The 26,038-nt window shown below is 70.8% G+C and carries 15 protein-coding genes; 7 read left to right on the top strand and 8 right to left on the bottom strand.

Annotated features, from left to right (window positions below):
- Nucleotides 1–99: 99 nt before the first annotated feature.
- Nucleotides 100–1,917: an ABC transporter ATP-binding protein gene (locus QT196_RS34500; RefSeq protein ID WP_168482590.1), complete on the bottom strand. Its 1,818-nt coding sequence runs from the start codon at nucleotides 1,915–1,917 to the stop codon at nucleotides 100–102.
- A 124-nt stretch (nucleotides 1,918–2,041) separates the two neighbouring features.
- Here QT196_RS34500 and QT196_RS34495 point away from each other — a divergent pair, with 124 nt between their 5' ends.
- Both QT196_RS34495 and QT196_RS34490 read left to right on the top strand, forming a co-directional pair.
- A complete protein-coding gene (locus QT196_RS34495; protein WP_168482589.1) occupies nucleotides 2,042–2,500 on the top strand; it encodes a MarR family transcriptional regulator in 459 nt (152 codons plus the stop codon).
- Between the two features lie 82 nt (nucleotides 2,501–2,582).
- The gene (locus tag QT196_RS34490) at nucleotides 2,583–5,513 is read left to right on the top strand and encodes an FAD-binding and (Fe-S)-binding domain-containing protein (protein WP_266732584.1); all 2,931 of its coding nucleotides are present in this window, start codon (nucleotides 2,583–2,585) and stop codon (nucleotides 5,511–5,513) included.
- Between the two features lie 97 nt (nucleotides 5,514–5,610).
- Here the strand turns inward: QT196_RS34490 and QT196_RS34485 are convergent, their stop codons facing one another.
- Nucleotides 5,611–6,981, bottom strand: coding sequence for an alpha-amylase family protein (locus QT196_RS34485; protein ID WP_266732582.1), 1,371 nt, complete (start codon nucleotides 6,979–6,981; stop codon nucleotides 5,611–5,613).
- Between the two features lie 329 nt (nucleotides 6,982–7,310).
- On the opposite strand from QT196_RS34485, the gene QT196_RS34480 reads away from it, so the two are divergent.
- Nucleotides 7,311–8,741 carry a Gfo/Idh/MocA family oxidoreductase gene (locus QT196_RS34480; RefSeq protein WP_168482586.1) on the top strand — a complete coding sequence of 477 codons (1,431 nt, stop codon included), beginning with the start codon at nucleotides 7,311–7,313 and terminating at the stop codon, nucleotides 8,739–8,741.
- A 112-nt stretch (nucleotides 8,742–8,853) separates the two neighbouring features.
- Here the strand turns inward: QT196_RS34480 and QT196_RS34475 are convergent, their stop codons facing one another.
- Entirely contained in the window at nucleotides 8,854–9,612 is a 759-nt protein-coding gene (locus QT196_RS34475; protein WP_266732579.1) for a hypothetical protein, read from the bottom strand.
- Nucleotides 9,613–9,886: 274 nt separating this feature from the next.
- Between QT196_RS34475 and QT196_RS34470 the strand changes: the two genes are divergently transcribed.
- Entirely contained in the window at nucleotides 9,887–11,686 is a 1,800-nt protein-coding gene (locus QT196_RS34470) for an ABC transporter ATP-binding protein (RefSeq protein WP_266732577.1), read from the top strand.
- The gene (locus tag QT196_RS34465) at nucleotides 11,683–13,464 is read left to right on the top strand and encodes an ABC transporter ATP-binding protein (RefSeq protein ID WP_168482584.1); all 1,782 of its coding nucleotides are present in this window, start codon (nucleotides 11,683–11,685) and stop codon (nucleotides 13,462–13,464) included. Before QT196_RS34470 ends, QT196_RS34465 begins: the two co-directional genes overlap by 4 nt.
- A gap of 146 nt (nucleotides 13,465–13,610) precedes the next feature.
- On the opposite strand, the gene QT196_RS34460 is transcribed toward QT196_RS34465, so the two are convergent.
- The 5 genes from QT196_RS34460 to QT196_RS34440 form a co-directional block, all read right to left on the bottom strand.
- The gene (locus tag QT196_RS34460; RefSeq protein ID WP_266732574.1) at nucleotides 13,611–14,489 is read right to left on the bottom strand and encodes a hypothetical protein; all 879 of its coding nucleotides are present in this window, start codon (nucleotides 14,487–14,489) and stop codon (nucleotides 13,611–13,613) included.
- A gap of 144 nt (nucleotides 14,490–14,633) precedes the next feature.
- Nucleotides 14,634–16,799 (bottom strand): RNA polymerase recycling motor ATPase HelR, encoded by a 2,166-nt coding sequence (gene helR, locus QT196_RS34455; protein WP_266732572.1) that lies wholly within the window; start codon nucleotides 16,797–16,799, stop codon nucleotides 14,634–14,636.
- Nucleotides 16,800–17,105: 306 nt separating this feature from the next.
- A complete protein-coding gene (locus tag QT196_RS34450; RefSeq protein ID WP_290356337.1) occupies nucleotides 17,106–18,317 on the bottom strand; it encodes a glycosyltransferase in 1,212 nt (403 codons plus the stop codon).
- Nucleotides 18,318–19,079: 762 nt separating this feature from the next.
- The gene (locus QT196_RS34445) at nucleotides 19,080–20,312 is read right to left on the bottom strand and encodes a GNAT family N-acetyltransferase (RefSeq protein ID WP_266732568.1); all 1,233 of its coding nucleotides are present in this window, start codon (nucleotides 20,310–20,312) and stop codon (nucleotides 19,080–19,082) included.
- Nucleotides 20,313–20,731: 419 nt separating this feature from the next.
- Entirely contained in the window at nucleotides 20,732–21,523 is a 792-nt protein-coding gene (locus QT196_RS34440) for a metal-dependent hydrolase (protein WP_168482579.1), read from the bottom strand.
- Between the two features lie 453 nt (nucleotides 21,524–21,976).
- Between QT196_RS34440 and QT196_RS34435 the strand changes: the two genes are divergently transcribed.
- Nucleotides 21,977–22,588, top strand: coding sequence for an amino acid transporter (locus QT196_RS34435; protein WP_290356336.1), 612 nt, complete (start codon nucleotides 21,977–21,979; stop codon nucleotides 22,586–22,588).
- A gap of 923 nt (nucleotides 22,589–23,511) precedes the next feature.
- Nucleotides 23,512–26,025, top strand: a complete 2,514-nt coding sequence (locus QT196_RS34430; protein WP_168482577.1) for a DEAD/DEAH box helicase — start codon at nucleotides 23,512–23,514, stop codon at nucleotides 26,023–26,025.
- The last annotated feature ends 13 nt before the right edge of the window (nucleotides 26,026–26,038 follow it).

Below are 26,038 nucleotides of genomic sequence, written 5' to 3'. Positions count from 1 at the left end.
GAAGCCGGAGCCGACACGGCTTCCCGCCGACGAATGAGTGCGGCGGCCACCCCGACCAATGAACTGGCCGCCGCGCCTTCGACCTTACCCGTCGGTCACTTACGGGGTCATCACTTGCTCGGCGACGGGGGTGAGGTGTGCGTCACGCCGTACCAGCGCCGCATAGCGCCCGTCGGCGGCGAGCAGCTCGTCGTGAGTGCCGCGCTCGGCGATCCGGCCGGCGTCCAGGACGACGATCTGGTCGGCGTCGCGGACCGTGGACAGACGGTGCGCGATGGTGAGGGTGGTGCGGCCCGCGGACAGCTCGTCGATGGCCTGCTGTACGGCGTGTTCGGTGCGGGTGTCCAGGGCGCTGGTCGCCTCGTCCAGGACGAGGACCGGCGGGTCGCGCAGAATGGTGCGGGCGATCGCGAGGCGCTGCTTCTCGCCGCCGGAGAAGCGGTAGCCGCGCTCGCCGACGAGGGTGTCGTAGCCGTCGGGGAGGGCCGCGATGTGGTCGTGGATCTGGGCGGCCCTGGCGGCGCGTTCGATCTCCTCGTCGGTGGCGTCCGGTTTGGCGAAGCGGAGGTTGTCGGCGACCGAGGCGTGGAAGAGGTAGGTCTCCTGGGAGACCACGCCGACCGAGCGCGCGAGGGTGTCGAAGTCGAGGTCGCGGACGTCCGCGCCGTCGAGGGTGACCCGGCCGCCGGTCACGTCGTAGAGCCGTGGCACGAGATAGCTCAGGGTGCTCTTGCCGCTGCCGGTCGGGCCGACGATGGCGAGGCTGCCGCCGGCGGGGACGGCCAGATCGATGCCGTCGAGGGTGGCGGCGGCCTCGGGGTCGTAGCGGAACGTCACGTTCTCGAAGCGGACTTCGCCCCGCGGGGCCGGGATCCGGACCGGCTCGGCGGGCTCGGTGATGGCGACCGGCAGATCGAGGTACTCGAAGATGCGCTGGAAGAGCGCGAGTGAGGTCTGTATCTGTACGCCGGTGGACAGCAGGGAGACGGTGGGACGCAGCAGGCCCTGCTGGAGCGAGACGAAGGCGACCAGGGTGCCGAGGGAGAAGACCGGGCCGCCGAACTGGAGGACCAGACCGGCCGCCCAGTAGATCAGCGCGGGCATGGCGGCCATGACGATCCCGATGGTGGCCATCCGCCAGCGGCCGGCCATGTTGGCGCGGACCTCCAGGTCGACCAGGCGCTCGGACTCGTCGGCGAAGCCCTTGGTGAGGGAGTCGGCGCGGCCCATCGTGCGGCCGAGCAGGATGCCGCTGACCGAGAGGGACTCGGTGACCATCGCGGACATGGCGGCCATCTGCTTCTGCCGCTGGGTGGTGATCTTCTTGCGCTCGTTGCCGACCCGGCGGCTGATCCAGACGAAGAGCGGGAGCAGCAGCAGCGAGACGACGGTGAGCCGCCAGTCGAGGGCGAGCATGGCGCAGACGGTGGCGAGGACAGAGGTCAGATTGGAGACCAGGGAGGTGGCGGTGGAGGTGACCGTCGCCTGCATGCCGCCGATGTCGTTGGCGATCCGGGACTGGACCTCGCCGGTCCGGGTGCGGGTGAAGAAGGCCAGCGGCATCCGCTGGAGCTTGGCGTAGACGGCGGTGCGCAGGTCGTGCATGACGCGCTGGCCGACAGTGGTGGACAGCAGGGTCTGCAGCACACCGAAGACGCTGGTGGTGACCGCGGTGACGATCATGCCGAGGGCGAGCAGGGTGAGCAGTCCGGTGCGCCGGGCGGGGATCGCCACGTCCAGGATCTCGCGGAGGAGGAACGGGGAGGCGACCGAGACCAGCGAGGAGGCGCCGACGAGCAGGCCGACGAGGGCGAGCCGGGCGCGGTAGGGGCGGAAGAGCGCGAGGATCCGCCGCAACGGGACCGGCTGCTCCGGGTCCTTGGGCGGTGGGGTCCACTGGGGTTCGTCGCTGCGCATGGGCTCCTTCGAGGGGGTGCGGAAGACAGATGGGTGCGGACGGGCGCACCAGCATCGTGGAGCTTAGCTCATTGTTACCTAAGCTCACAATGAACAAGGTCCTGCTGTCCGCTATCCTCGCGGTATGCCCTCCCCCGAGCCGACGGTCAGCACCACCAACCTCGCCGAGCAGCTGGTACGGCTGACCCGCCGGATGCACCGCGCCCAGAAGCACCATCTGGAGCACCTGGACCTCTCCTTCACCCCCGCACAGTCCCGGCTGCTGCGGATCGTCGGCCACTACGGCGACACCCCGCCGCGGATGGCCGACCTCGCCGAGCGGCTGGAGGTCGTCCCGCGTGCGGTGACCACGCTGGTGGACGCACTGGAGGACCGTGGCGCGGTGCGCCGGGTGCCCGATCCGGCCAACCGGCGGGTGATCCGGATCGAGCTGACCGACACCGGCAGATCCACCCTGCGGGCGTTGCGCAGTGCCCGCCGGGCCGCCGCGGAGGAGATCCTGGCACCGCTCACCGGCGAGCAGCGCGAGGTGCTCGGCGGACTGCTGTCCACCCTGGTCGACGGACCGGGGGCCGCGCAGTGAGCCAGGGCCGGTCCGGTGGGCCGGTGGTGCACACCGGACCGCCGGACCGGCCCTGACACCCCGTCAACCGGAGGAGTGCCGCATGCCCCTGCTGGAGCCGGACCCCCAGACCCTGCGGCCCACCGCCCCCGGCGGCCCGGCTCACGACCGGGTGGCCGGCCCGCGGGCGTCCGGCACCCCCGAGCCGCTGCGCGGTGACCTGATCGCACTGCTCGGCGCGGACAAGGTGCTCCACTCGCTCTCCGACCTGGTGCGCTACGCCTCCGACGCCAGCCCGTACCGCTTCGTACCGCAGGTCGTGGTGGTGGCCGAGGACCTCGACGACATCTCCGCGGTCTTCTCCTACGCGCACGGCAAGGGCCGCAAGGTCGTCTTCCGGGCCGCCGGGACCTCGCTCAACGGGCAGGCGCAGGGTGAGGACATCCTCGTCGACGTACGCCGCCACTGGACCGGCATCGAGGTGCTCGACGGCGGGGCCCGCGCCCGCATCCGGCCGGGCACCACCGTGCTGCGCGCCAACACCACGCTGGCCCGGTACGGGCGGCTGCTCGGGCCCGATCCGGCCAGTGCCGTGGCCTGCACCCTGGGCGGCGTGGTCGCCAACAACGCCTCCGGGATGACGGCCGGCACCACCCGTAACTCCTACCGGACGCTGGCCTCGGCCACGATCGTGCTGCCCTCGGGCACGATCGTCGACACCGCGGAACCGGACGCCGACGCGGAGCTGGCGTGGGCCGAACCGGCGCTGTGTGCAGGCCTGTTGGCGCTGAAGGCGGAGATCGAGGCGGATCCGGAACTGGTGGCTCGGATCCGCGCCAAGTACGAGATCAAGAACACCAACGGCTACCGCCTGGACGCCTTCCTCGACGGCACGACACCGGTGGAGATCCTGCGTGGCCTGATGGTCGGCTCCGAGGGCACCCTCGGCTTCCTGGCCGAGACCGTCTTCGACACCCTGCCGCTGGACCGGTGCACCTCCAGTGCGCTGCTGTTCTTCCCGACCCTCGGTGCCGCGGCCGCGGCCGTACCGCGGTTCAACGCGGCGGGCGCACGCGCGGTGGAGCTGATGGACGGCAACACGCTGCGCGCCTCGGTACGCGTGGCCGGGGTACCCGCCGACTGGGCGGCGCTGCCCAAGGAGACCACCGCACTGCTGGTGGAGTTCCGGGCGCCCGACGAGGCGGGACAGGAGGCGTACGAACGGGCCGCAGCGCGGGTGCTGACGGAACTGGAACTGGTCGCGCCGGTCCCGTCCGTCACCAATGCCTTCACCCGGGACGCGGGCGCGATCGGCGGCTACTGGAAGGCCCGCAAGGCGTTCGTGACAGCGGTGGGCGGCTCCCGGCCGGCCGGGACGACGCTGATCACCGAGGACTTCGCGGTGCCACCGGCCCGGCTCGCCGAGGCCGGTACGGCCCTGCTGGAACTCCAGTCCCGGCACGGCTTCGACGCGGCCGTGGCGGGCCACGCCGCACACGGCAATCTGCACTTCCTGCTCGCCTTCGACGCCTCGCAGCCGGCCGAGGTGGCGCGCTACGCCGCGTTCATGGACGAGTTCTGCCGGCTGGCCGTGGAGCGCTTCGACGGATCGCTGAAGGCCGAGCACGCCACCGGACGGAACATCGCGCCGTTCTTGGAGCTCGAATGGGGCCCGCGGGCAACGGAGTTGATGTGGCGGATCAAGGAGACCGTGGACCCGCACGGCATCCTGGCGCCACGCGTCCTGCTCGACCGCGACCCACGGGCGCATCTGCGCGGGCTGAAGACCCTCCCCCGGGTCGAGGCCCGCGCCGACCCGTGCATCGAATGCGGCTTCTGCGAACCGGCCTGCCCCAGCGGGGACCTGACCACCACACCCCGCCAGCGGATCGTGCTGCGCCGCGAGATGCTGCGCCAGCCGGCCGGCTCCCCCGTCACCACCGCGCTGCTGGACGCCTATGGCTATGACGCCGTGGACACCTGCGCCGGTGACTCGGTCTGCCAACTGGCCTGCCCGGTGGGGATCGACACCGGCGCCCTGATGAAGGACTTCCGGCACCGGCGGCACACTCCGCGCGAGGAGTGGATCGCCGCGCAGTCCGCCCGGCGGTTCAAGGCCGTCGAGCAGGCGGCGCGGCTGGCCGTGGCCGCCGCCGACCGGATCGGCGAACGGCTGCTGCGGCCGGTGACCGGCGCCGCCCGTAAGGCCGTACGCCCCGACCTGGTGCCCGAGTGGCTGCCGCGGATGCCCGGCGCGGCGCCCCGTACGCGGCCCGTGACCCGCCGGGCGGGCGCGGCCGCGGTCTACTACCCGGCCTGTGTGAACCGGATCTTCGGGCCGCCCGACGGGTTCCCCGGACTGTCACTGCCCGAGGCGGTGGTGGCGGTGTCGCGGCGGGCGGGCCGGCCGGTGTGGATCCCGCCGGACGTGTCCGGTACCTGCTGCGCCACGATCTGGCACTCCAAGGGGTACCGGCGCGGCACCGAGGTGATGGCCAACCGCATCGTCGAGGCGGCCTGGGGGTGGACGGCGGGCGGGCGGCTGCCGCTGGTGGTGGACGCCTCCTCGTGCACGCTGGGCCTCGCCCATGAGGTCGTGCCGTATCTGACGCCCGGCAATCGCGCGCTGCACGAGGAGCTGACCGTCGTCGACTCGGTCGTCTGGGCCGCCGAGGAGCTGCTGCCCCGTCTGGAGACGGTGCGCGCGGTCGGCTCCGCGGTGCTCCATCCGACCTGCGCCATGCAGCACTTGGGCGACGAGTCGCAGCTGCGCCGGGTCGCCGAGGCGTGTGCGCGGGAGGTCGTGGTGCCGGACGACGTGGGCTGCTGTGCGTTCGCCGGGGACCGCGGGATGCTGCACCGGGAGCTGACCGAGTCGGCCACCGCGAAGGAGGCGGCCGAGGTGACCGCCCGGCACTTCGACGCGCATCTGTCGGCGAACCGGATGTGCGAGGTCGGGATGGACCATGCGACGGCGGGCCGGGGCTATCACTCGGTCCTTCAGGCGCTGGAGCTGGCCACCCGGCCCGCTTGAGGGCGTGGCCGGGCGGCGGGAGTCCCGCATCCGCCGGGACGTGGGGCCCGCATCCGCCGGGAGCGGCAGGTCCGCCCGGCGGATGCGGGAGTGCGGGTCAGCGCGTGAGGTGCAGCGCCACCGCGCCCTTGGCGGGGACCGTGAGCTGTGCCTTGCCGCCGTCGCCCACGGTGACCGTGTGGCCGTCGCACGCGGACGGCGCGGCCGCCACGACATTGCAGTAGGTGCCGGCGGGCAGCGAGGTGGCGAAGGTCTGCTTCAGCTCCCCGTCACCGTTGTTGAGGGCGACGAAGCCCTTGCCGCCCCGGCCGAAGGCGATCGCGCTGCCGCCGTTGTCCCACCAGTCGGTCAGCTCCGCCGAACCCACCGCGTTGCGGAAACCGACCATCCCGGTGACCGCCTGCTTGGCGTGCTGACGGGTCCAGCCGTCGCTGCCACTGGGCGGTCCGGCGTCCTTGTCGGACCACTCGTAACCGGAGTAGACGTTCGGCGACCCGTACGGCGAGGCGAGCATGAAGACGTTGGCGAGCGTGTAGGCCGCGCCGTCCTTGTAGGTGAGCGTCGAACCGTTGCGCTCGGTGTCCCAGTTGTCGACGAAGGTACGGGCCCGGTCGCTGCCGAGCTTGCCGTCCGCGATGGACCGGAGCTGTGCGAGGTTGCCGCCCTGGAAGGCGCTCTTGAGGTGGGTGCCGTAACGGAACTCGTCGACATCGCCGTTGCCGGTGTACTCCTCGGGCTGCACCGCCTCACCGGCGCCGTGGATGACCTCCTGCACCCAGTAACCGGGGTCGCGCATCTTGCCCTTGACGGCGGCGAGGTCGGAGGCGGAGATGTGCTTGGCGGCGTCCACCCGGAAGCCGTCCACGCCCAGTGACCGCAGGTCGTCGAGGTACTTCGCGAGGGTGGCGCGGACCTGGTCGCGTCCGGTGTCGAGGTCGGCGAGGCCCACCAGTTCGCAGGTCTGGACGTCATTGCGGTCGCCGTAGTCGGAGATGCTCTTGCGGCAGCCGTGGAAGTCCTGGTCCTGGTAGGTGCCGGGGTAGTCGTACTTGGTGTACCGGGTGCCGCCGGTGCCCGTACCGGCTCCGGCCGCCATGTGGTTGATGACGGCGTCGGCGACGACCTTGACGCCCGCGCCGTGGCAGGCGCTGACCATCGAGGCGAACGCGGCCCGGTCGCCCAGCCGTCCGGCAATCTTGTAGCTGACGGGCTGATAGGAGGTCCACCACTGGTCGCCCTTGATGTGCTCGGAGGCGGGCGAGACCTCGACATAGCCGTAGCCGGCCGGGCCGAGCTGGTCGGTGCATGCCTTGGCGACGTCCGCGTACTTCCACTCGAACAGCGTGGCGGTGACGGTCTTTTCGCCGGGCGGGGCGGCCTGGGAGGACCACGGTGCGAAGGTGGCGAGGCCGGCCGCGGCCAGCACGCCGGCCAGCGCCCCGCCCACCAGACGGGAACGTTGCTGCATCTTGCGGCTCCTTGGTCATGGGGCGCGGCAGCGCGCACCGCGCCCACGAGAGCAGCCACGCGCCGGCCGCCATGGGGGATGTCCGTACCGGAGCCTGCCGTTTGCCTTGTGGACACGTCAATGCTTTCTGCAAGGCTTTTCAGCGCCTTACGAAAGGAACTGGCGGCGGCACGTCCGGCCTTGCCGTGATGGATCCGCTCTTGCGGCAAAGAGTCCAAGCGTGCCGTAACAAGAGTCCAATCGGCCCTCTTGTGCCTCAGGCCAACGGCCGACAGGGTCCTGACCGAGGTTCACGTATGCCCCGGCACCCCACCGCTCCTGGAGGACCGATGAACGAGGCACCATCGCAGAACCCTGACCCCAACGAGGCCGGTCCGAGCCGCCGTTCGGTCCTGTGGACCGCAGGCGCTGCGGGCGCCGGACTGGGGCTCGGCGGCCTCTCGGCCGGACCGGCCGCGGCGGCCGCACCCGGCGCGGTGACCCCCGGCACCGCCGCCGCGGCCCCCCGCGCCACCGGCAGGACGATGATCGGAGTGCCCTTCGAGCGGCGCGGCACCGTACGCGTCGGCATCATCGGCCTCGGCAACCGGGGCGGCAGCATGATCGACCTGTTCCTCGCGGTACCGGGCGTCCGCGTCGTCGCCCTCTGCGACCCGGTGAAGGAGAAGACCGCCAAAGCCGCCAAGAAGGTCACCGACGCGGGGCAGCCGGCGCCGGCCGTCTACACCAAGGGCGACCATGACTTCGAGAACCTCTGCAAGCGGGGCGACATCGACTTCGTCTACGCGGCCACGCCCTGGGACTGGCACTTCGACATGGCGAAGACCGCGATGCTCAACGGCAAACACGTAGGCGTGGAATGCCCGCTGGCGCTGCGGCTGGACCAGCTGTGGGAGCTGGTCGATCTCTCCGAGCGCACCCGCAGACACTGTATGCAGCTGGAGAACTGCTGTTACGGCAAGAACGAGATGCGGGTGCTGCGGATGGCCCATGCGGGCCTGTTCGGCGATCTGCTGCACGGCGCCGGCGCGTACAACCACGATCTGCGCGGCCTGATGTTCGACCCCAAGTACTACGAGGGGCCCTGGCGCCGGCTGTGGCACACCCGGCTGCGCGGCGACCTCTACCCCAACCACGGGTTCGGCCCGGTCGCCAACTACATGGACATCAACCGCGGCGACCGCGCCGTGCGGATCTCCAGCTTCGGCACCCCCGCGCTCGGTCTCGCCGCCTACCGCAAGGCGCACATGCCGGCGAACGACCCCAGCTGGAAGGAGTCGTACATCGAGAGCGACCGGACGATCAGCCTCGTCCAGACCGCCAAGGGGCGGGTGATCCGGCTGGAGCACGATGTCTCCACCCCACACCCCTACAGCCGGATCAACAGCCTCGGCGGCACCAAGGGAGTCTTCGAGGACTATCCGGAGCGGATCTATATCGAGCCGGACCAGAGCAACGACGAGTGGGGCGACTTCAGCAAGTACGCGGAGTGGGACCACTGGCTGTGGAAGGAGCACGCCAACCCGCCCGGTGGGCACGGCGGCATGGACTACATGCTGGTCTTCCGGCTGATGCAGTGCATGCGGCTGGGCCTCGTACCGGACTTCGACGTCTATGACGCGGCGACCTGGACCGCGCCGGTGCCGCTGAGCGATCTGTCGATCAAGGCGAAGGGCATGCCGCAGGAAATTCCCGACTTCACCCGCGGGCAGTGGAAGAAGGCGCGGCCGGGAATGGATTCGCAGAAACCGGAGGAGTAGGAGGGAGCGCTCCGGGGCCCGGCGGGCGGTGGTGGCGCGCCGGCCGGGCCCTGCCGTCACCCGGTTCCGGGGCGCTCTCCCAACGCTGCCAGTACGCGCCCCGTTACGCCGCTCAGGCCGCCAGGTGCGCCTTGTCCCCCATGACGATGACCGGGTGCCGCGCCGGATCGAGGCCGCGCAGCAAGGCCCGCATCCCGGACTTCGGGACGCTGACGCAGGCGGAGGTGCCGCTGCCGTGGTCCAGATGCAGCCAGACCCCGCCGCCCTTGGACTGCCCCTCCGGCCGGGTCGGGTCCAGCGGGGAGGTGCCTTTGACGCGGTTGTAGTTGATCGCGACGACGTAGTCGAAGTCGTGGCGGGTGTTCTTGGACCAGTACGACGGCGGGGTGAACGCCGAGGAGTGGGTGTAGGGCAGCTTGGCGCCGGGGTCCGCGAGCACACCGCCCGCATCGGTCAGCGGGAACACGCCCACGGGGCTGCGCTTGTCCCCCTCGTGGTGATTCACCGTCCAGCCGCGCCGGCCGTTGTGCGCGTCCCAACTCGCCTTGCGGTCCCAGCCGTTGGTGCCCTTGTCGTAGAGGACGACGGTGGCGTCGGCGGAGTTCACGCCCGCGCCGTAGACCGCCACGACCTGCCGGGTGGCCGCCGGGATCCGGGACCGCAGGGCCGTGCCGACCTCGGGGATGTTCTTGAGGTGTGTGGTGGACGACCCGCCGCGGGCCGGGCCACCGGGGCGCTCCCCCTTCGCCGCACCGTCGTCCTTGCCGCCGCCGTCCCGGCCGCCGCCCGCACCACCGCCGCAGCCCGTCAGAAGAACCAGCCCCGCCGCGGCCACCGCCGCCATCCGTATCGCCCCGCCCGCTGTCCGCATGGCCCCATGGTCGCACCCCGCATCCGACGGCCGGTCAGCGCTCGCCCGCCGCGCACCGGGCACCCGGCCCACCCGGCCACCAACCGCCGTCCCCACACCACCGCCGCACGATTGTCCGAATCGCATGGCCACAGCGGAAAACCCGTTTGAAATCCACCCAGTCCGCGGGCCAATCTTCCAGGACCTCCACCGACGACGCGACATCCGCGGAGGGGCATTCGCCTGCCGGGACGGCCTGCTGCCGCCCCTTCACCACGACTCCGGCTGGGACACCATGCACCTTCGTGACCTTCCGCACCCCGACCCGGGCGTCCCGGACGTCCGTACGGGCGGCGCCTTCCTCCGGTGGCTCTGCCGCCGACAGCTCGGCGGCCAGCTCAAGGCCCTGGCCTGGGGACTGGTGAACATCGGCGCCATCGCCGCCTCCCCACTGCCGGTGGGCCTCGCCGTGCAGGCCGTGGTGGACCGCGACGGCGGGCGGCTCCTCCTGGCCGGCGGCCTGATCCTGGCCCTGGGCGCGCTGATCGCGGCCGGCGACACCATGCTGCACCGTGCGGCCGTCACCAACTGGATCACCTCCGTGGCCCGGATGCAGCAATTGCTCGCCCGCAAGACCACGGAACTGGGCTCGGTCATGACCCGGCGGGTGGCGGCCGGTGAGATCGTCACCGTCAGCACCGGCGACCTGGAGAAGATCGGCTGGTTCGTCGAGGCCCTCTCCCGGTTCGCCGCGGCGGCCCTGGTCACCATCGGCGTCTCCGTCGCCCTGGCCTTCTACCAGCCGGAACTGGGCATCCTGGTGGCCGTCGCGGTACCCGTACTCGCGCTGGCCGTCCTGCCGCTGCTGCCGCCCGCCACCCGGCGCGCCGACGCCCAGCGCGAGAAGGCCGGCCAGGCCACCGAGCTGGCCTCCGACACCGTCGCCGGGCTGCGGGTGCTGCGCGGCATCGGCGGCGAGGAACTCTTCCTGGGCCGCTACCGCAGCGCCTCCCAAGAGGTACGCAAGGCCGCCGTCCGCAGCGCCCGGATGTGGGCCCTGATCTCGGCCCTCCAGGTACTGCTGCCGGGCCTGCTGCTCATCGCGGTGGTCTCGTACGGCGCCCGGCTCGCCCTCGACGGCACCATCGCGGTCGGCGATCTCGTCACCCTCTACAGCGCGGTCACCTTCCTGCTCTTCCCGCTGCGCCGCTTCGAAGAGATCGCCCAGGCCTACTCCTTCGCCAAACCCTCCGCGAAGCGCACGGCCCGCGTCCTGGCCCAGCACCGGCCGACCGGCGAACGGACCGAGGACCGGGCGACGCCGCCCACCGGCGCGCTGCACGACCCGGTCAGCGGTCTGACCGCCCCGGCCGGCCGGCTGACCGCGGTGGTCTGCGGCGACCCCGACGCCGCGGGCCGGCTCGCCGAACGCCTCGGCGGACACCCGCCGCAGCCCGACGAGGGCGGCGAGGAAGGAGCCGGTCTGTCCGTCGTCCTCGGCGGCACCCCGCTCGACGATCTGCCACGGGACACCGCCCGCAGGGCCGTACTCGTCCAGGACAAGGACCCGATGCTGCTCTCCGGCACCCTCGGCGAACTGCTGGACGTCCCGGCCTCCGGGCGGGTGGGCGCGACGGACGCACTGGCCGCGGCCCACTGTGGCGATGTGCTGACCGCGCTGGCACAGGCCTCGGCCGACGACTCGGGCGACCCGATGCACACCTACATCACCGAGCGCGGACGGTCGTTGTCCGGCGGGCAGCGACAGCGGCTGGCGCTGGCCCGCTCACTCGTCACCGACCCGGAAGTGCTGGTACTCGACGAGCCGACCAGCGCCGTCGACGCCCACACCGAGGCCCGGATCGCCGACGGTCTGCGGACGATCAGGACCGGCCGGACAACGGTCGTGTTCACCTCCAGCCCGCTCCTCCTGGACCGGGCCGAACAGGTGGTCTTCCTCCAGGAGGGCAAGGCCGTCGCCACGGCCGGCCACCGCGAACTGCTGCGCAGCCACCCCGCCTACCGCGCGGTCGTCACCCGCGAGACGGACCCCGAGCCGGCGCTGCCGACCGGCCAGATCGAGGAGACCGCATGATCGGCCTGGCGCCCCCGGAATACGATCCGAACGCCCCGCAGACCCTCACGACCCTCCCCGTCGGCTCACCGGCCACCGTCCGCGGCTACGTCCGCGGCCTGATCCGCCGTCACCGCCGGGCGTTCACCGTGCTGATCGCCGTCAACACGGCCGCGGTGATCGCCTCCATGGCCGGCCCGTATCTGCTCGGCGGCATCGTCGAGGACCTGTCCGCGGGCGCCCGCGATCTCCCCCTGGGGCGTACGGTCGCGGTGTTCGCCGTCGCGCTGGCCGCCCAGACGGTGTTCGTCCGTATGGTCCGGCTGCGCGGGGCGATGCTCGGCGAGCGGATGCTGGCGGATCTGCGGGAGGACTTCCTCGTACGGTCGGTGGCGCTGCCGCCGGGCGTACTGGAGCGGGCCGGCACCGGCGATCTGCTGTCCCGGATCACCACGGACATCGACCGGCTCTCCAGCGCGATGCGCGAGGCCGTACCGCAGCTGGCCATCGGCGTGGTGTGGGTGGCGCTGCTGATCGGCGGGCTGACCGTGACCGCGCCGCCGCTGGCCCTGTCCGTGCTGCTCGCGCTGCCGCTGCTGATCGTCGGCTGCCGCTGGTACTACAAGCGGGCGCCGGGCGCCTACCGTTCGGAGGCCGCCGGGTACGCCGCGGTGTCCGCCGTGCTCACCGAGTCCGTCGACGCGGGACGCACGGTCGAGGCCCACCGGCTGGGCGCCCGCCGCATCGCGCTGTCGGAACGCCGCATCCAAGAGTGGACCCAGTGGGAGCGCTACACGCTCTATCTGCGCTCGGTGCTCTTCCCCGTCATCGATATGGCGCATGTGCTGCTCCTGGCAGCGGTGTTGCTGCTCGGCGGCGCCTTCGTCCTGGAGGGCTGGATCAGTCCCGGGCAGCTGACGACGGGGGCGCTGCTGGCGCAGATGATGATCGATCCGGTCGGCATCATCCTGCGCTGGTACGACGAACTCCAGGAGGCCCAGGTCTCCATCGCGCGGCTCGTCGGCGTCCGGGAGGTCGCCCCGGAGGCCACCGACGCGGACCGGCTCCCGGACGGCCGGGACGTCCACGCCGACCAGGTGAGCTTCGGCTACCGCGCCGACGTCGACGTGCTGCGCGAGGTCTCGCTGCGGGTCCGCCCGGGGAGCCGCTTGGCGCTGGTCGGTCCGTCCGGCGCCGGCAAATCGACGCTCGGCCGACTGCTGGCCGGTATCTACGGGCCCCGCGTCGGCAGCGTCACCCTGGGCGGCGCCGAGCTGTCCAGGATGCCGGCCGAGCGGCTCCGCGAGCAGGTCGCGCTGGTCAACCAGGAACACCATGTCTTCGTCGGCTCGCTCCGCGACAACCTCCTGCTGGCGCGTACCGGAGCGGCCGATGCCGAACTGTGGGCCGCGCTCGGCGCGGTGGACGCCGACGACTGGGCGCGGGCCCTGGACCAGGGGCTGGACACCGAGGTCGGCTCGGGCGGCCACGCACTGACCCCTGCCCAGGCCCAACAGATCGCGCTGGCCCGGCTGGTACTGGCCGATCCGCACACCCTCGTGCTGGACGAGGCGACCTCCCTGCTCGACCCACGGGCGGCCCGCCACCTGGAGCGCTCACTGGGCAGAGTGCTGGACGGCCGCACCGTAGTAGCCATCGCGCACCGGTTGCACACCGCACACGACGCCGACGTCATCGCGGTCGTCGAGGAGGGCCGGATCAGCGAACTGGGCAGCCACGACGAACTGGTGGCCGCCGACGGTGCGTACGCGGCACTCTGGCGGTCCTGGCACGGCTGATGTGGGCCGCCGTGCCCGCCCGGCCGTTGATGCCGCCGTACGGCGACCGGGCGAGCGGCACGGACGCGAGGTCGGCGCGGGCGCACGGAACGGCGGCGCCGACCTCATGAAGGCGGCGCCGCCGTTCCGATGTGCGGGAGGCCGGGTCAGCCGGCGGAGCCGCCCTGCATCGCCTTACGCAGGTCGCTCGTCTGCTGCGCCAGCGTCTTCAGGTCGATCTTCTTGAGGGAACGCGAGACCGCCCCGTCCAGGCCGGTCACGTCACCGACCGAGGTGCTGTCGGCCCAGACACACAGGGGGATGTAGTCGCCGCCGCCGTCGGCGACCCCGCAGCGCAGAACGGCTCCCTTCGCGTCGGGGTCCCGGAGAGCGAAGTCCTTCGGCGCGACGGCCATCTTGTTCGGGCCGAAGGCCGCCTTCACCCGCTGCGCGGGGTCGGACACCACACCCGCACCGGTGTGGACGCCCAGGGTGACCGAGGGCTGGTTCTGCGGAAGGTAGACCGAGTCGGTCTGGGTCAGGCCCTTCAACTCCGGGTACAGCGCGGGCTTCCGCTTTTCCGGCGGATACATCGCCGCGGTGGCCTTCGCGTCGTAACGAAGTGCCGCCGGGCCCGACTTCACGACCTTGGGCGTGGCCAGCCCCTTGGAGTTGTTCTCCCCCTCGCTCTTGCCCTGGCCCTGGCCCTTGCCCTGGCTCTGCCCCTGTTCCTGGCTCTGTTCCCCTCCCTGGCTCTGCTCTTGTCCCTGCCGCGCCTCGGTGTCGTCCCCACCACCGAGCTGCGACCACGCCAGGTAGCCACCCCCGGCGAGCAGCACGACGGCGACCAGGACGATGGTGAGGATCAGTCCGGTACGGCGCCGGGGAGGCGGCGGAGGCGGCGGCGTGAAGCCCGGGCCCCCACCCTGGGCCGGCATTCCGGTCGGCGGCGTCGGGCCGTTCTGCGGCGCAACCGGGGCACCGGGGTAGGACGGCAGCGGGGCGCCATATCCGGATGGCGGTGTCTGCGGCGGCTGGTGGGTCACAGTTGTCGGTTCCCTCGTCATCGGTTGCAGGAGCCCGGACATCCTTCCGCATCGCTCGAAGTCGCCGACGTCAGGGGCTGGTGCGGGGCGACCGGGCCCCCGCCACGCACTCGGCCGGCGGCGGACGTTCGTCCGGCCGGGACATCAACTGCTCGTAAGGATCACGAGTTGCTGGGTCGCCCGGGTCATCGCGACATAGCGGTCGACCGTTCCTTCGATGCCCTGACCGAAGTCCTCCGGGTCGATGAGGACGACCAGGTCGAACTCCAGGCCCTTCGACAGCTCCGGGGTCAGCGACCGGACGCGGGACGTCGCCCGGAAGGTGGGGGCCCGGAAAGCGGGGTCGCCGATGACGCAGGCGATCCCGTCGCTCTGCTCGGCGAGCCAGGTGTCGAGGATCGAGTCCAGATCCGAGGTGGAGCCGTGGACGACGGGGATGCCGCTGCTGCGGATGGAGCTCGGCACGTTCGCATCCGGGAGCACGGCCCGGATGACCGGCTCCGCTTCCGCCATGACCTCTTCCGGCGTGCGGTAATTGATGCTCAGCGAGGCCAGGTTGACCCGGTCGAGACCGACCCGCTCCAACCGTTCCTGCCATGACTCGGTGAACCCGTGCCTGGCCTGAGCACGGTCCCCGACGATGGTGAAGCTCCGGGACGGGCAGCGGAGCAGCAGCATCTGCCACTCCGCGTCGGTCAGTTCCTGCGCCTCGTCCACGACGATATGCGCGAACGGGCCCGCGAGCAGGTCCGGTTCGACGCTGGGCAGCACGGACTCATCGACCAGGGTGTCCCGCAGGTCCTGCCCGCGCAGCATCGTCACCGCGCCCTCACCGTCGTCATCGGCCGCGAGCACGTTGTCGATGACGTCGGCCATACGCTCGCGTTCGGCGGCGACCGCGGCCTTGTGCCGACGCTGTCGCCGTGCCGCCTCCGGGTCGCCGAGCCGCTGCCGTGCCGCGTCCAGGAGCGGCAGGTCGGACACCGTCCAGGCCTGGGGAGCCTCCTTGCGCTGCAACTTCCGTACCTCGTCGGGGCTGAGCCACGGAGCACACATCCGCAGGTAGGCGGGCACCGACCACAGGTCTCCGACAAGATCGGCCGCTTCCAGCAGCGGCCACGCGCGGTGGAGGGTGGTCACCAGCTCTTCGTCGCGCAGCAGCGACCTGCGGAAGATGTCAGGCGAGACGTCGCCGTCGTACTTGTCCCGCAGAATCGTGAGCAGCTCCTCCCAGATCTGCTCGCGCGCCTCGTTGTGCGGCGTACCCGGTTCCGGTGCGTCGAACGCCTCGGCCCAGTCGTCGGCGCTCAGCCAGATATCGGCCCAGTCGGTCGTGACCGTCATCCCCTCGGCGGGCGGCTCCTCGTAGATCCTGACGGCCGCCTCGATCGCCTGCACCAGCTGCGCGGACGACTTCAGCCGCGCCACCTCCGGGTCGGCCTCGACCGCTGCGGTGGCTCCCTCGGCGACCAGGTCCCGCAGGATGCAGGTCTGCACGCCCTCCTCTCCGAGGCTGGGCAGGACATCGGCGACATAGGCCAGGTAGGGCCGGTGGGGACCGACGAACAGCACACCGCCGCGACGGTGACCGAGACGGGGATCGGAGTACAGGAGGTAGGCGGAACGGTGCAGCGCGACGACCGTCTTTCCCGTACCCGGACCGCCGTCGACGACCAGAGCGCCACGGGATCCCGCACGGATGATGGCGTCCTGGTCGGCCTGGAGCGTGCCGAGCACATCGCGCATCCGCGCCGACCGGTTGCCGCCCAGACTCGCGATGAAGGCGGACTGATCGTCGAGCGCGGCATGCCCGGCGAACCCGTCCGAGGTGAACACCTCGTCCCAGTAGTCGCTGATCCGGCCGCGGGTCCACCGATACCGACGGCGGCTGGTCAGCCCCATCGGGTTGGCGTGGGTGGCTCCGAAGAACGGCTCGGCCGCGGGAGAACGCCAGTCGAGCAGCAGCCGGCGCCCCGCGCTGTCCGTAAGGCCAAGCCGTCCGACGTAGACCGGCTCGGGGCTGTCCGCGCTCACCATGTGGCCAAGGCACAGATCCAGTCCGAAGCGCCGCAGCGCACGCAGACGCGCGGTCAGCCGATGGACCTCCGCGTCCCGGTCCATCGCCTGCCGCCCCACACCACCGGGCGCCCTGCGCTCGGCATCGAGACGCTCGGACAGTTCGGCGATCGACTGCTCCAGGCTCTCCGCGAGCGCCGCGAAGTGCCGCTCGTCATCGTCGATCAGCGCCGGGTCGGCCTTGGAGGAAAGGCGGTCAGGAAGGTCAAACACGCTGGTGGTCAGCGGGTGCACGGTGTGGCTCCGATCTGAGGGGGGCGCGGGGGTGTGGCGGGGAGGTGCGGCGTTTGGGATGGGGGGAGGCGACTGGTGGGCGACGTGACTGGCTACGCTCCGGCGGGCATGGGCTCGGGGGCGTTGGTGGGTCAGGCCGTGGTGTTGTTGGTTCAGCCTGTGGTCGTTGTTGGTTCGGCCCGTGGCGTGGTTGATCCAGCCCGCTGTGGTTGTCGATTCAGGTCGCCACGGTCTGCGGGTTGTGGTGTGCTTCCGGGTCCTGGCTGGGCGATCTCGCGCGGTTCACGCGGACATCGACGGCTTCTCTCAGCTGACCGCGTCGCGCAGCAGCTTCGCGGCCACCGCCGCCCCGTCGGTGCGGATCGTGCCGGCCACGGCCCTCGCTCGTACGCGGGTCTCGGGGGTCAGGGTCGTCCTGAGCGCGGCAGACAGGGAGTTGACGGTCGGGGTCGGCCCGTCGTGTGCGGCGCCGATGCCCAGCTCGGCCACCCTGCGGGCCCAGTACGGCTGATCCGCCGCCTGGGGTACCACCACCTGCGGCGCACCGGCCCGGGCAGCCGTCGTCGTGGTGCCCGCGCCACCGTGGTGCACTACGGCAGCCACCCGGCCGAACAGTGCCTGCTGGTTCACCTCGCCCACGACGAAGCAGTCGTCCCGGTCGTCGATCAGCTCCAGGTCGGCCCAGCCACGCCTGACGAGAGCACGGCGGCCTTGCGCGCGAACCGCCTCGATGGCGACCCGAGCGATATCCGTCGAGGCGTGCAGGGGCATGCTGCCGAACCCCACGTACACCGGTGGTCCCCCGGCGCCGAGGAACGCCTCCAGGCCGTCCGGGAGGGGGCGTGCGTCGGGCCGGATCCACGCGCCGGTCTGCACGACATCGAGGTCCGCCGACTCCTGCCACGGGTCCAGGACCGGGTCCGTCGCCAACCACGGCCGGTCGCCGACGACGTAGGCGCGGACATCGTCCACCGGGCGCAGACCGATCGCTGCCCGGTTGGTGTTGAGCGCCACACCGAACAGCGCATTGATGCTCTCCGCGTCCAGGGCCCACAGCACCCGGTTGTCGGTCACGCCCGGCGGGAACGGCCGGCCCGGATACGCCAACGGCGGATGGTGCGGCGACGGCAGACCGAATTGCTGGAAGGTCACGGAAACGGAGCGGATACCCAGCTTCTCGGCCACCGACAGCGCCCCGGCCGCGGTCGGCAGCATGCCGGTCGCCACCAGCACATCACACCCCTCGGCCGCCTCCGTGACCGCGTCGAGCTGGCCGGCGATCAACTCGGCCGCGTAACGGGGGAAGGATGACGGCGGCGGCGCCGCAGCCGTCAGCTCCCGTGCCGACGGCCCGACAGGCACCATCGGCACGCCGACCCCGTCCAGCAGGTCCCCGAACTCCTCGTCCGGCGGCGCACACACCCGCACCTCCGCACCAAGCGCCCGCAACTGCACCGCGAGCCCCACCAGCGGTTCCACATCCCCACGCGACCCATACGTGGACAGCACCGCACGCATTCCGCATCCCCCATTTTCCTGCATTCCGGCTCAGGCCGGTGATTCTGCGGCACCATGGGGGCCTTGCCGCAAGCCCCCCAGTGCGCTATATCTTGAAAATGGAAAGGAGCGGGGATCTCCTTTCCTTCTTCTATTTCCTCCTCCGCGCTCTCCTTCTCGCTCTCCTTTGTGTCCCTCTGCGGGTGGATGAAGCACGCAGCGAAGGGTCTAGATGCGGCTGACGGCGGCACTGCGGTAGGCGGTAAGCCGGTAGGTCGGTAGGTCGGCCTAGGAGATCACCGGTGGGCCTACGGATACGGTCAACAGGAGCGTGGACCTCCCGCTCGTCCTCGGAGTCCTAGACGGCTGCCACCGGGTTCCATGTACTGCTCGGTCGACTCCCGCCACTCGGCCCGCCCGAGTCCGACAGGCGAGGCGTCGTAGGGCCAGCAGCGTGCCCAGGTCGGCGACCCCTTCCCGGACCGCCCGCCCGCCCGTGGGCGAGCCAGCCGTGACGGACCAGTTCCTCGTCGAGCCGCCGCCGGAAGGCCAGACCGTCCGGCCATGGGTGACGGGCGCGCCCGCTCCAGCCCGGCCGCCATCGCCTCCGCCCACTCCCGGCCACGCCCACTCACCCCTTTCGCACATCGGGGGCGCGGCCCCGACGTGCGCCCATGTCCGCCCCCCCGCCGCGCAGGAAGCAAGGCAAGCACGCATGCAGGCACCGCGAAGCCCCCTTGCAACCCGGCTAACAAAACCTGCGCAGGGTCGGCGAGCGCGCGATCAGAACCAGTGCAGGCAGTGCGGGGAACGGTCGGCGCGGAAGAGGGCGTCCGCGAGGGCGGCCGCGCCCGGGCAGTGGGCCCGGATGTGTCCGGCGCGTACGAGCGTGCTCGGGGCGGTGCCGCCGAGGTAGACCGAGCCCAGGTCGCTCACGTCCAGGGACAGGTCGGGGTCCTGGTCCGTCGGGACGCAGTCGGCCTTGCTGTCCCGGACGGTCAGCAGGTAGCGACCGCGTTCGCCGAGGAACGGATCGTCGATGTCGAGGACGATCTCGCCGTCCATGAACCAGCCGCGCGCGGTCAGCGCACGCGGGACGTCCAGCAGCCGCACCCAGAGCCAGTCCGTGTCGTCGCTCACCTGGACGGCGCGGAAGTCCGCCAGCTGCCAGCGCAGCGGATGATCGGGCGCGAGGTGCTTGAACACGACCTGAGTGACCAGGTCGTGGCCGAGCACGAACCGGGCCAGGGCCGTGAAAACGGCGTCGTCCGTGGCGATGATCTCGTCGACCGTCAGATTGCCGGACTCGACCGAGTAGCTGGCGTACCCGTCCGGGACGCCGTCGGCGTCACGGTGGACGGCGACATAGCGCGGCGCCGGAGCGACCGGGGGCTGCCCCGCGCCCAAGGCCCACCAGCGGTGCGGCCGGGACAGTGCGCCGGGCTGCGCGCGGCGGTACCGGTCGTAGACCTCTTCCAGGATCTCGCCGCACTCCGCACGCCGCAGCACCTCGACCGAGCCGGTGTCCGAGCCGACCGCCGGGGCGCCGGCCGTTCCGCGCGCCCGGGGGCGGGCGAAGGCGGCCTGGTGGCGCGGCACCGTCAACCGCTGCGTGTAGGTGGCCGGTCCATAGCCGAACCTGCCGTAGATCGGGGCCTCGGAAGCCAGCAGTACGGAGAGGAACTCCCCTCGGGCCCGCAGCTCGGCAAGCTGATGCCGCATCATCGCGCTGAGCACGCCCTGGCGTCGGTGCGAGGGCAGGACGCCGACGGAGGTCACCCCGGCGGCCGGGGCGAGAATCTCACCGGGCAGGGTGAGCTCAAAAGAGTACGCACCGGCCGTGCCGACGGGCCGTCCGTCCGCCGTCATGGCGAGCACGCTGCGGTCCATTTCGAGCGCCGACCACCAGACCCCGCCACCGCCCTCGGTCGGAGTTTCCGGGAAGCGCCCGAACGCGGCATGAAGGGTGTCGACGAAGACGTCAAGATCCTCGTCGGTCGTGGAACGGATCTCCATCGCTGCCGCTGCCTCCCCGGGATACGGGCACCACGCCGCGTGGTGCCCCGCCACAGTGGAGCGTCGATACATGTCCAGGGCAAGCGAATTACGGCCTGGCCTGCGGCCGGTCACAGCGCAGTCCGGTCCCAGCCCGACCTCGTGGGTAAGTTGCCAGTGGTCGGGCTGGGCGGCGGTGATCCCCACGCGAGAGCAAAGGCGTCAGGCTGAGACCGGCGGTGGTCAACCGCCGCCCTCCGGCGCCGCCCTGGAAGTGGTGGCCACCAGGTCGTCCGGTCCACCTTCATCACGCCAGCCGATATGAGCCGACACCACCGCATCGGGGACCCGCCGCCGCCCTGCATACGTCCGAGAAGAGCGCCGGCTCGCGGGCATCCGATGCTGAGCAGATGGCAACGCAGCGAGCCAAGCGCGACCGGTCAGATATAGCCGAGCGCGCCCAGACCACCGAGGCCGCCGAGCACCATGAACAGCGGCATCAGCACCTTCAACTCCACCCAGCTGCCCGCCTTGAAGCGCATGCCCTTGGGCGGACCGAGGGGGTACCAGCGCTTGCGGCCTATCGGAATGGGCCACAGAACGGGGCAGCCCGAGACCGTCAGCGCATCGCCGATGTCATGGACCAGCGCGCCGAGGACGACCGGCAGACCCAGCCAGAGGTACTGCTGGCCCGGCTCGGTGAACAGCCAGCTCGCACCGTTGCCCGGCTGATCGAGAACGCCGGCCAGGATCCACGCCGAGGCCGCACCCAGCAGCCACACCAGTACATCGCTGGAGACCCGTGCCGCCCGCCACAGCAACCCTTCGATGGCGAGCACCATATGGACGAAGAGGATGCCGAGTACCGCCCAGCGCCCGCCCTGCATCGCCAGCAGCGACATCCCGCCGCCGACCAGCACGGCCCATACCCAGGTGTGGGTGAGCGTGCGGTGGCCGCCATTGCGGTTCGAGTCACCGCGCATCTTTGTCGCCTTGTAGACCCCGTGCGAGATGGCGTCAACCACTTCGCACAACATCCGCGACAGCGGCCCGAAAGCCCGTGAAATGGTCGCGGACTTGTGGTCGAGGTCCGGGGCAAGCGCCGCTCCGGCGCAGATCAGAGCCCCACAGACGAGCACCGGCCAGGGCATCGGATGTCCGGCGGCATCCGCCGCCGCACCCACCCCCAGCCAGGCCGCGGCCCCGGACAGCGAGTGCGCCGGTCCCATCATGGTTACTCCCACCCCTTGTTCTCTTACGCATCCACCTGCGCGGCGCGTCGCTCCCGCACTGCTGAGCCGCACCACTGACGCCCGGTCGGCGACTCAGCGTAGCGCCAGATGATCTCCCCCCGAGGAGCGGGTAAGCCAACTCCTTCCCATCCACCCGGGCCAGCCCACTGCTGCTGACGGAGGCATGGGGTGCCTGGGGAGCTGCTTGCCGAGGACAGAGGTGGCTGATGCTGCGTCAATTACGGGGCACAGGACGTAGCTATGCCCCTGAGGCGGATAGGCGTCATTGGTCGAGGAGTCGGTATTCCTGGACGCGACGGCCTCCCGATCGCCGTACCCGTCACTGCTTGTGATCAACAGATGGTGAGTAAGTGATGTGCCGCGCCCGGTCAGCGGTCAGCGGTCAGCGGTCAGCGGTCAGCGGTCAGCGGTCAGCCACGGAGGATAGGAGGCATGACACGCATCCACGCTCCCTTTGGCAGGTGGGACCCCGCTCCTCTGAGCGAGGTAGCCGCGATGTTCTCCAGCTTGGATTGCCACTGGTGGGTGGCCGGGGGCTTCGCGATCGAACTCGCCGTGGGCCACCCGTTCCGGAGCCACGGCGACATCGACGTCCTGCTGTTACGACGTGACCAGCTCGCGGTCCAGCAAGCTCTGGCAGGCTGGCAATGGTGGGCTGCGGATCCGCCAGGGAGCTTGCGCCCGTGGGCCTCGGGTGAGACCCTTCCGCGCGGTGTTCACGACATCTGGTGCCGACCGGGTCCTGATGATCCCTGGCGCGTCCAGGTCATGCTTGACGAGTCCCACGGCCAGGACTGGGTGTCACGCCGCGACCCCCAAGTACGCAGGCCGATCAGCACTCTGGGAACGGCTTCGACTGCGGGCGTTCCCTTTCTGGCTCCGGACGTGCAGCTTTACTACAAAGCCAAGGCACCGCGGCCCAAGGATGAAGAGGACTTCGACACGGTGCTGCCGTTGCTCACGAAGCGGCAGCGTCGGTGGCTCGTCGACGCCATCACCAAGACATACGGACCGCATCCTTGGACCAAGCGCTTGGAGGCGTGAGTCCAAGGCTGGTGCGATCGCCACTCCGCCGGGAAAGCCTCACCAGAGGCACCCCGGATGTGCGGGAACAGCAAGTCCAAGGCGACGGAGACGACTCCGGGATCACATCCAACTGCCGCTTCCTTCCCCTTCTGCAGACCCCAGCCACTGCGCGTTCCGGGGCGGAAGCGAGAGGGGCGCGGCAGGGGCGGAGCCGGGTGACGGGGCGAACGGAAGCGGGGCGGGGTCGGGTCGAGGGGCGGGCCGGGGGCGAGACCGGCGAGGGGGCGGGGTCGAGGGCAGGAGTAAAGGGACGAACGCGCCCTGGGGCCTCCCCACCACGCCCACCCCAGCTCGCTCTCGCAATCAGGCGACGCTCGACAGCGCGACGCCTTGCCCCCTGACCCCTCTCCCCCGCCTCCAGGTCCGTGGCCCGCGCACCGTGGCCCCGATCGAACGCCCCCTGTCCACCAGCTCCCGCCCGCCCGCGACCTCCCGGTTCGGCACGGGCATCGCCCTCACCCCTCACCCCTCAGCGGTCACCCACCTCAGGTGATCTCCGCCACGCACCGAGCGCGCTGCCGCGCCAGGAGGCCTCGACCACGACAGTGCGTTCGTAGTCGTGTACGGGTTGTAAAGACCTTGCGTGGAAGCCTCCCTCGATGCCGGGGCTGGTCAGAGCATCAAGGCGCCGCCACGGCCTTGCTTCCCTCGGCGCCGTAGGTCCGCTCACCCCAGCGAGGGGTGACCATCCTCAGGCTCGGTGGCCCACGTTTCCGCAGGTCAGGGCAGATGCCGCGGTAGTTCCCGGGACTGCATCTGCGGCCTCCAGGGGAAGGGCCGGGCCACAGGGCGCCCCGTACGCAGCGCTGTCGATCTTCCGATGGGCTGCCCTTTGACCGCCGGTTCCCTGATCTGGGGCGAAGACAGGCAGTATGGGGGGCGTGACCCTCATCGATCATCTGCCGAACGACGCCGACCCCGATGCCCTCTTCGAAGCCTTTTCGGGCTGGGCCGAGCAGCAGGGCATCTCGCTCTACCCTGCCCAGGAGGAGGCGCTGATCGAGGTGGTCTCCGGAGCGAACCTCATCCTGTCCACCCCCACCGGCTCCGGTAAGAGCCTGGTGGCGGCCGGCGCGCACTTCACCGCTCTCGCCAATGATCAGGTCACCTTCTACACCGCGCCCATCAAAGCGCTGGTCTCGGAGAAGTTCTTCGATCTGTGCAAGCTGTTCGGCACCGAGAACGTCGGCATGCTGACCGGTGACGCCTCGGTCAACGCCGACGCACCGGTCATCTGCTGCACCGCCGAGGTGCTCGCCTCGATAGCGCTGCGGGACGGCAAGAACGCCGACATCGGCCAGGTCGTGATGGACGAGTTCCACTTCTATGCCGAGCCGGACCGCGGCTGGGCCTGGCAGATTCCGCTGCTCGAACTGCCGCAGGCGCAGTTCATCCTGATGTCGGCGACGCTCGGCGACATGTCGCGGTTCGAGGAGGATCTGACCCGGCGCACGGGGAAGCCGACGTCGGTGGTGCGGTCGGCCACACGGCCGGTGCCGCTGTCGTACGAGTACCGCACGACCGCGCTGACGGAGACGCTCACCGAACTGCTGGAGACCCGCCAGTCCCCCGTCTACATCGTGCACTTCACTCAGGCCGCCGCCGTGGAGCGGGCGCAGGCCCTGATGAGCATCAATATGTGTACGCGTGCCGAGAAGGACGAGATCGCTCAGCTCATCGGGAACTTCCGGTTCACCACGAAGTTCGGCCGGAACCTGTCGCGGTATGTCCGCCATGGCATCGGCGTGCACCACGCCGGCATGCTGCCGAAGTACCGCCGGCTCGTCGAGAAGCTGGCGCAGGCGGGTTTGCTGAAGGTCATCTGCGGTACGGACACGCTCGGCGTGGGCGTCAATGTGCCGATCCGCACGGTGTTGTTCACCGCGCTGACCAAGTACGACGGTACGCGGGTGCGGACGCTGCGGGCGCGGGAGTTCCATCAGATCGCCGGCCGCGCCGGGCGGGCGGGCTTCGACACCGCGGGCTTTGTGGTCGGGCAGGCTCCCGAGCATGTCGTGGAGAACGAGAAGGCGCTGGCGAAGGCGGGCGACGACCCCAAGAAGCGCCGGAAGGTGGTGCGCAAGAAGGCGCCGGAGGGCTTCGTCAACTGGGGTGAGAACACTTTCGAGAAGCTGATCGCTTCCGACCCCGAGCCGTTGAACTCCCGTTTCCGGGTGACGCACACGATGCTGCTGTCCGTGATCGCCCGGCCGGGGAATGCCTTCGAGGCGATGCGCAAGCTCTTGGAGGACAACCACGAGTCGCGCAAGAACCAGCTCCGGCATATCCGGCGGGCCATCGCGATCTACCGCTCGCTGGTGGACGGCGGGATCGTGGAACGGCTGGCGGAGCCGGACGCGGAGGGCCGGATCGTCCGGCTGACCGTGGATCTTCAGCAGGACTTCGCACTGAACCAGCCGCTGTCGACGTTCGCCCTTGCCTCGTTCGACCTGCTCGACCCCGAGTCGCCGTCGTACGCGCTGGACATGGTCTCGGTCGTGGAGTCCACGCTGGACGATCCGCGGCAGATTCTGGCCGCGCAGCAGAACAAGGCGCGGGGCGAGGCGGTCGCCCAGATGAAGGCCGACGGCGTCGAGTACGAAGAGCGCATGGAACGGCTCATGGACGTCGAGTACCCCAAGCCGCTGGAAGAGCTGCTCTTCCACGCCTACGGCCTCTACCGCAAGAGTCACCCGTGGGTCGGCGACCACCCGCTGTCGCCGAAGTCGGTCATCCGCGATATGTACGAACGCGCCATGACCTTCACGGAGTTCACGTCGTTCTACGAGCTGGCGCGCACCGAGGGGATCGTGCTGCGCTACCTGGCGAGTGCGTTCAAGGCGCTGGATCACACCGTGCCGGACGATCTGAAGTCCGAGGACTTCGAGGACATCATCGCCTGGCTGGGCGAGATGGTGCGGCAGGTCGACTCCAGTCTGCTGGACGAGTGGGAGCAGCTCGCCAATCCGGAGGTGGAGACGGCGGAGCAGGCCGCGGAGCGGGCGGATCAGGTCCGGCCGGTCACGGCCAACGCGCGGGCGTTCCGGGTGCTGGTCCGTAATGCGATGTTCCGGCGGGTGGAGCTGGCGGCGCTGGACAAGGTCGAGGAGCTCGGCGAGATGGATGCCGAGTCCGGCTGGGACGTGGACGCCTGGGGCGACGCGATGGACGCCTACTGGGACGAATACGACGAGCTGGGCACCGGCCCGGATGCGCGCGGCCCGAAGCTGCTTCAGATCGAGGAGGATGCCGCGCACGGGTTGTGGAAGGTGCGGCAGACTTTCGCCGACCCGAACGGTGATCACGACTGGGGCATCTCCGCGGAGGTGGATCTGGCCGCCTCCGACGAGGAGGGCCGCGCGGTCGTGCGGGTCACGGACGTGGGTCAGTTGTAAGGCGGTGGCTTCG

Source organism: Streptomyces sp. P9-2B-2 (assembly GCF_030406865.1).
Taxonomy (GTDB): domain Bacteria; phylum Actinomycetota; class Actinomycetes; order Streptomycetales; family Streptomycetaceae; genus Streptomyces; species Streptomyces platensis.
Note: the sequence above shows the minus strand (reverse complement) of the source record. Positions and strands in the feature narration are given on the sequence as shown.

What these genes read in the sequence shown, in the direction of transcription:
- QT196_RS34500 (WP_168482590.1), bottom strand. Translation starts at nt 1,917, where the DNA reads ATGCGCAGCGACGAACCCCAGTGGACCCCACCGCCCAAGGACCCGGAG.
- QT196_RS34495 (WP_168482589.1), top strand. Translation starts at nt 2,042, where the DNA reads ATGCCCTCCCCCGAGCCGACGGTCAGCACCACCAACCTCGCCGAGCAG.
- QT196_RS34490 (WP_266732584.1), top strand. Translation starts at nt 2,583, where the DNA reads ATGCCCCTGCTGGAGCCGGACCCCCAGACCCTGCGGCCCACCGCCCCC.
- QT196_RS34485 (WP_266732582.1), bottom strand. Translation starts at nt 6,981, where the DNA reads ATGCAGCAACGTTCCCGTCTGGTGGGCGGGGCGCTGGCCGGCGTGCTG.
- QT196_RS34480 (WP_168482586.1), top strand. Translation starts at nt 7,311, where the DNA reads ATGAACGAGGCACCATCGCAGAACCCTGACCCCAACGAGGCCGGTCCG.
- QT196_RS34475 (WP_266732579.1), bottom strand. Translation starts at nt 9,612, where the DNA reads ATGCGGACAGCGGGCGGGGCGATACGGATGGCGGCGGTGGCCGCGGCG.
- QT196_RS34470 (WP_266732577.1), top strand. Translation starts at nt 9,887, where the DNA reads ATGCACCTTCGTGACCTTCCGCACCCCGACCCGGGCGTCCCGGACGTC.
- QT196_RS34465 (WP_168482584.1), top strand. Translation starts at nt 11,683, where the DNA reads ATGATCGGCCTGGCGCCCCCGGAATACGATCCGAACGCCCCGCAGACC.
- QT196_RS34450 (WP_290356337.1), bottom strand. Translation starts at nt 18,317, where the DNA reads ATGCGTGCGGTGCTGTCCACGTATGGGTCGCGTGGGGATGTGGAACCG.
- QT196_RS34445 (WP_266732568.1), bottom strand. Translation starts at nt 20,312, where the DNA reads ATGGAGATCCGTTCCACGACCGACGAGGATCTTGACGTCTTCGTCGAC.
- QT196_RS34440 (WP_168482579.1), bottom strand. Translation starts at nt 21,523, where the DNA reads ATGATGGGACCGGCGCACTCGCTGTCCGGGGCCGCGGCCTGGCTGGGG.
- QT196_RS34435 (WP_290356336.1), top strand. Translation starts at nt 21,977, where the DNA reads ATGACACGCATCCACGCTCCCTTTGGCAGGTGGGACCCCGCTCCTCTG.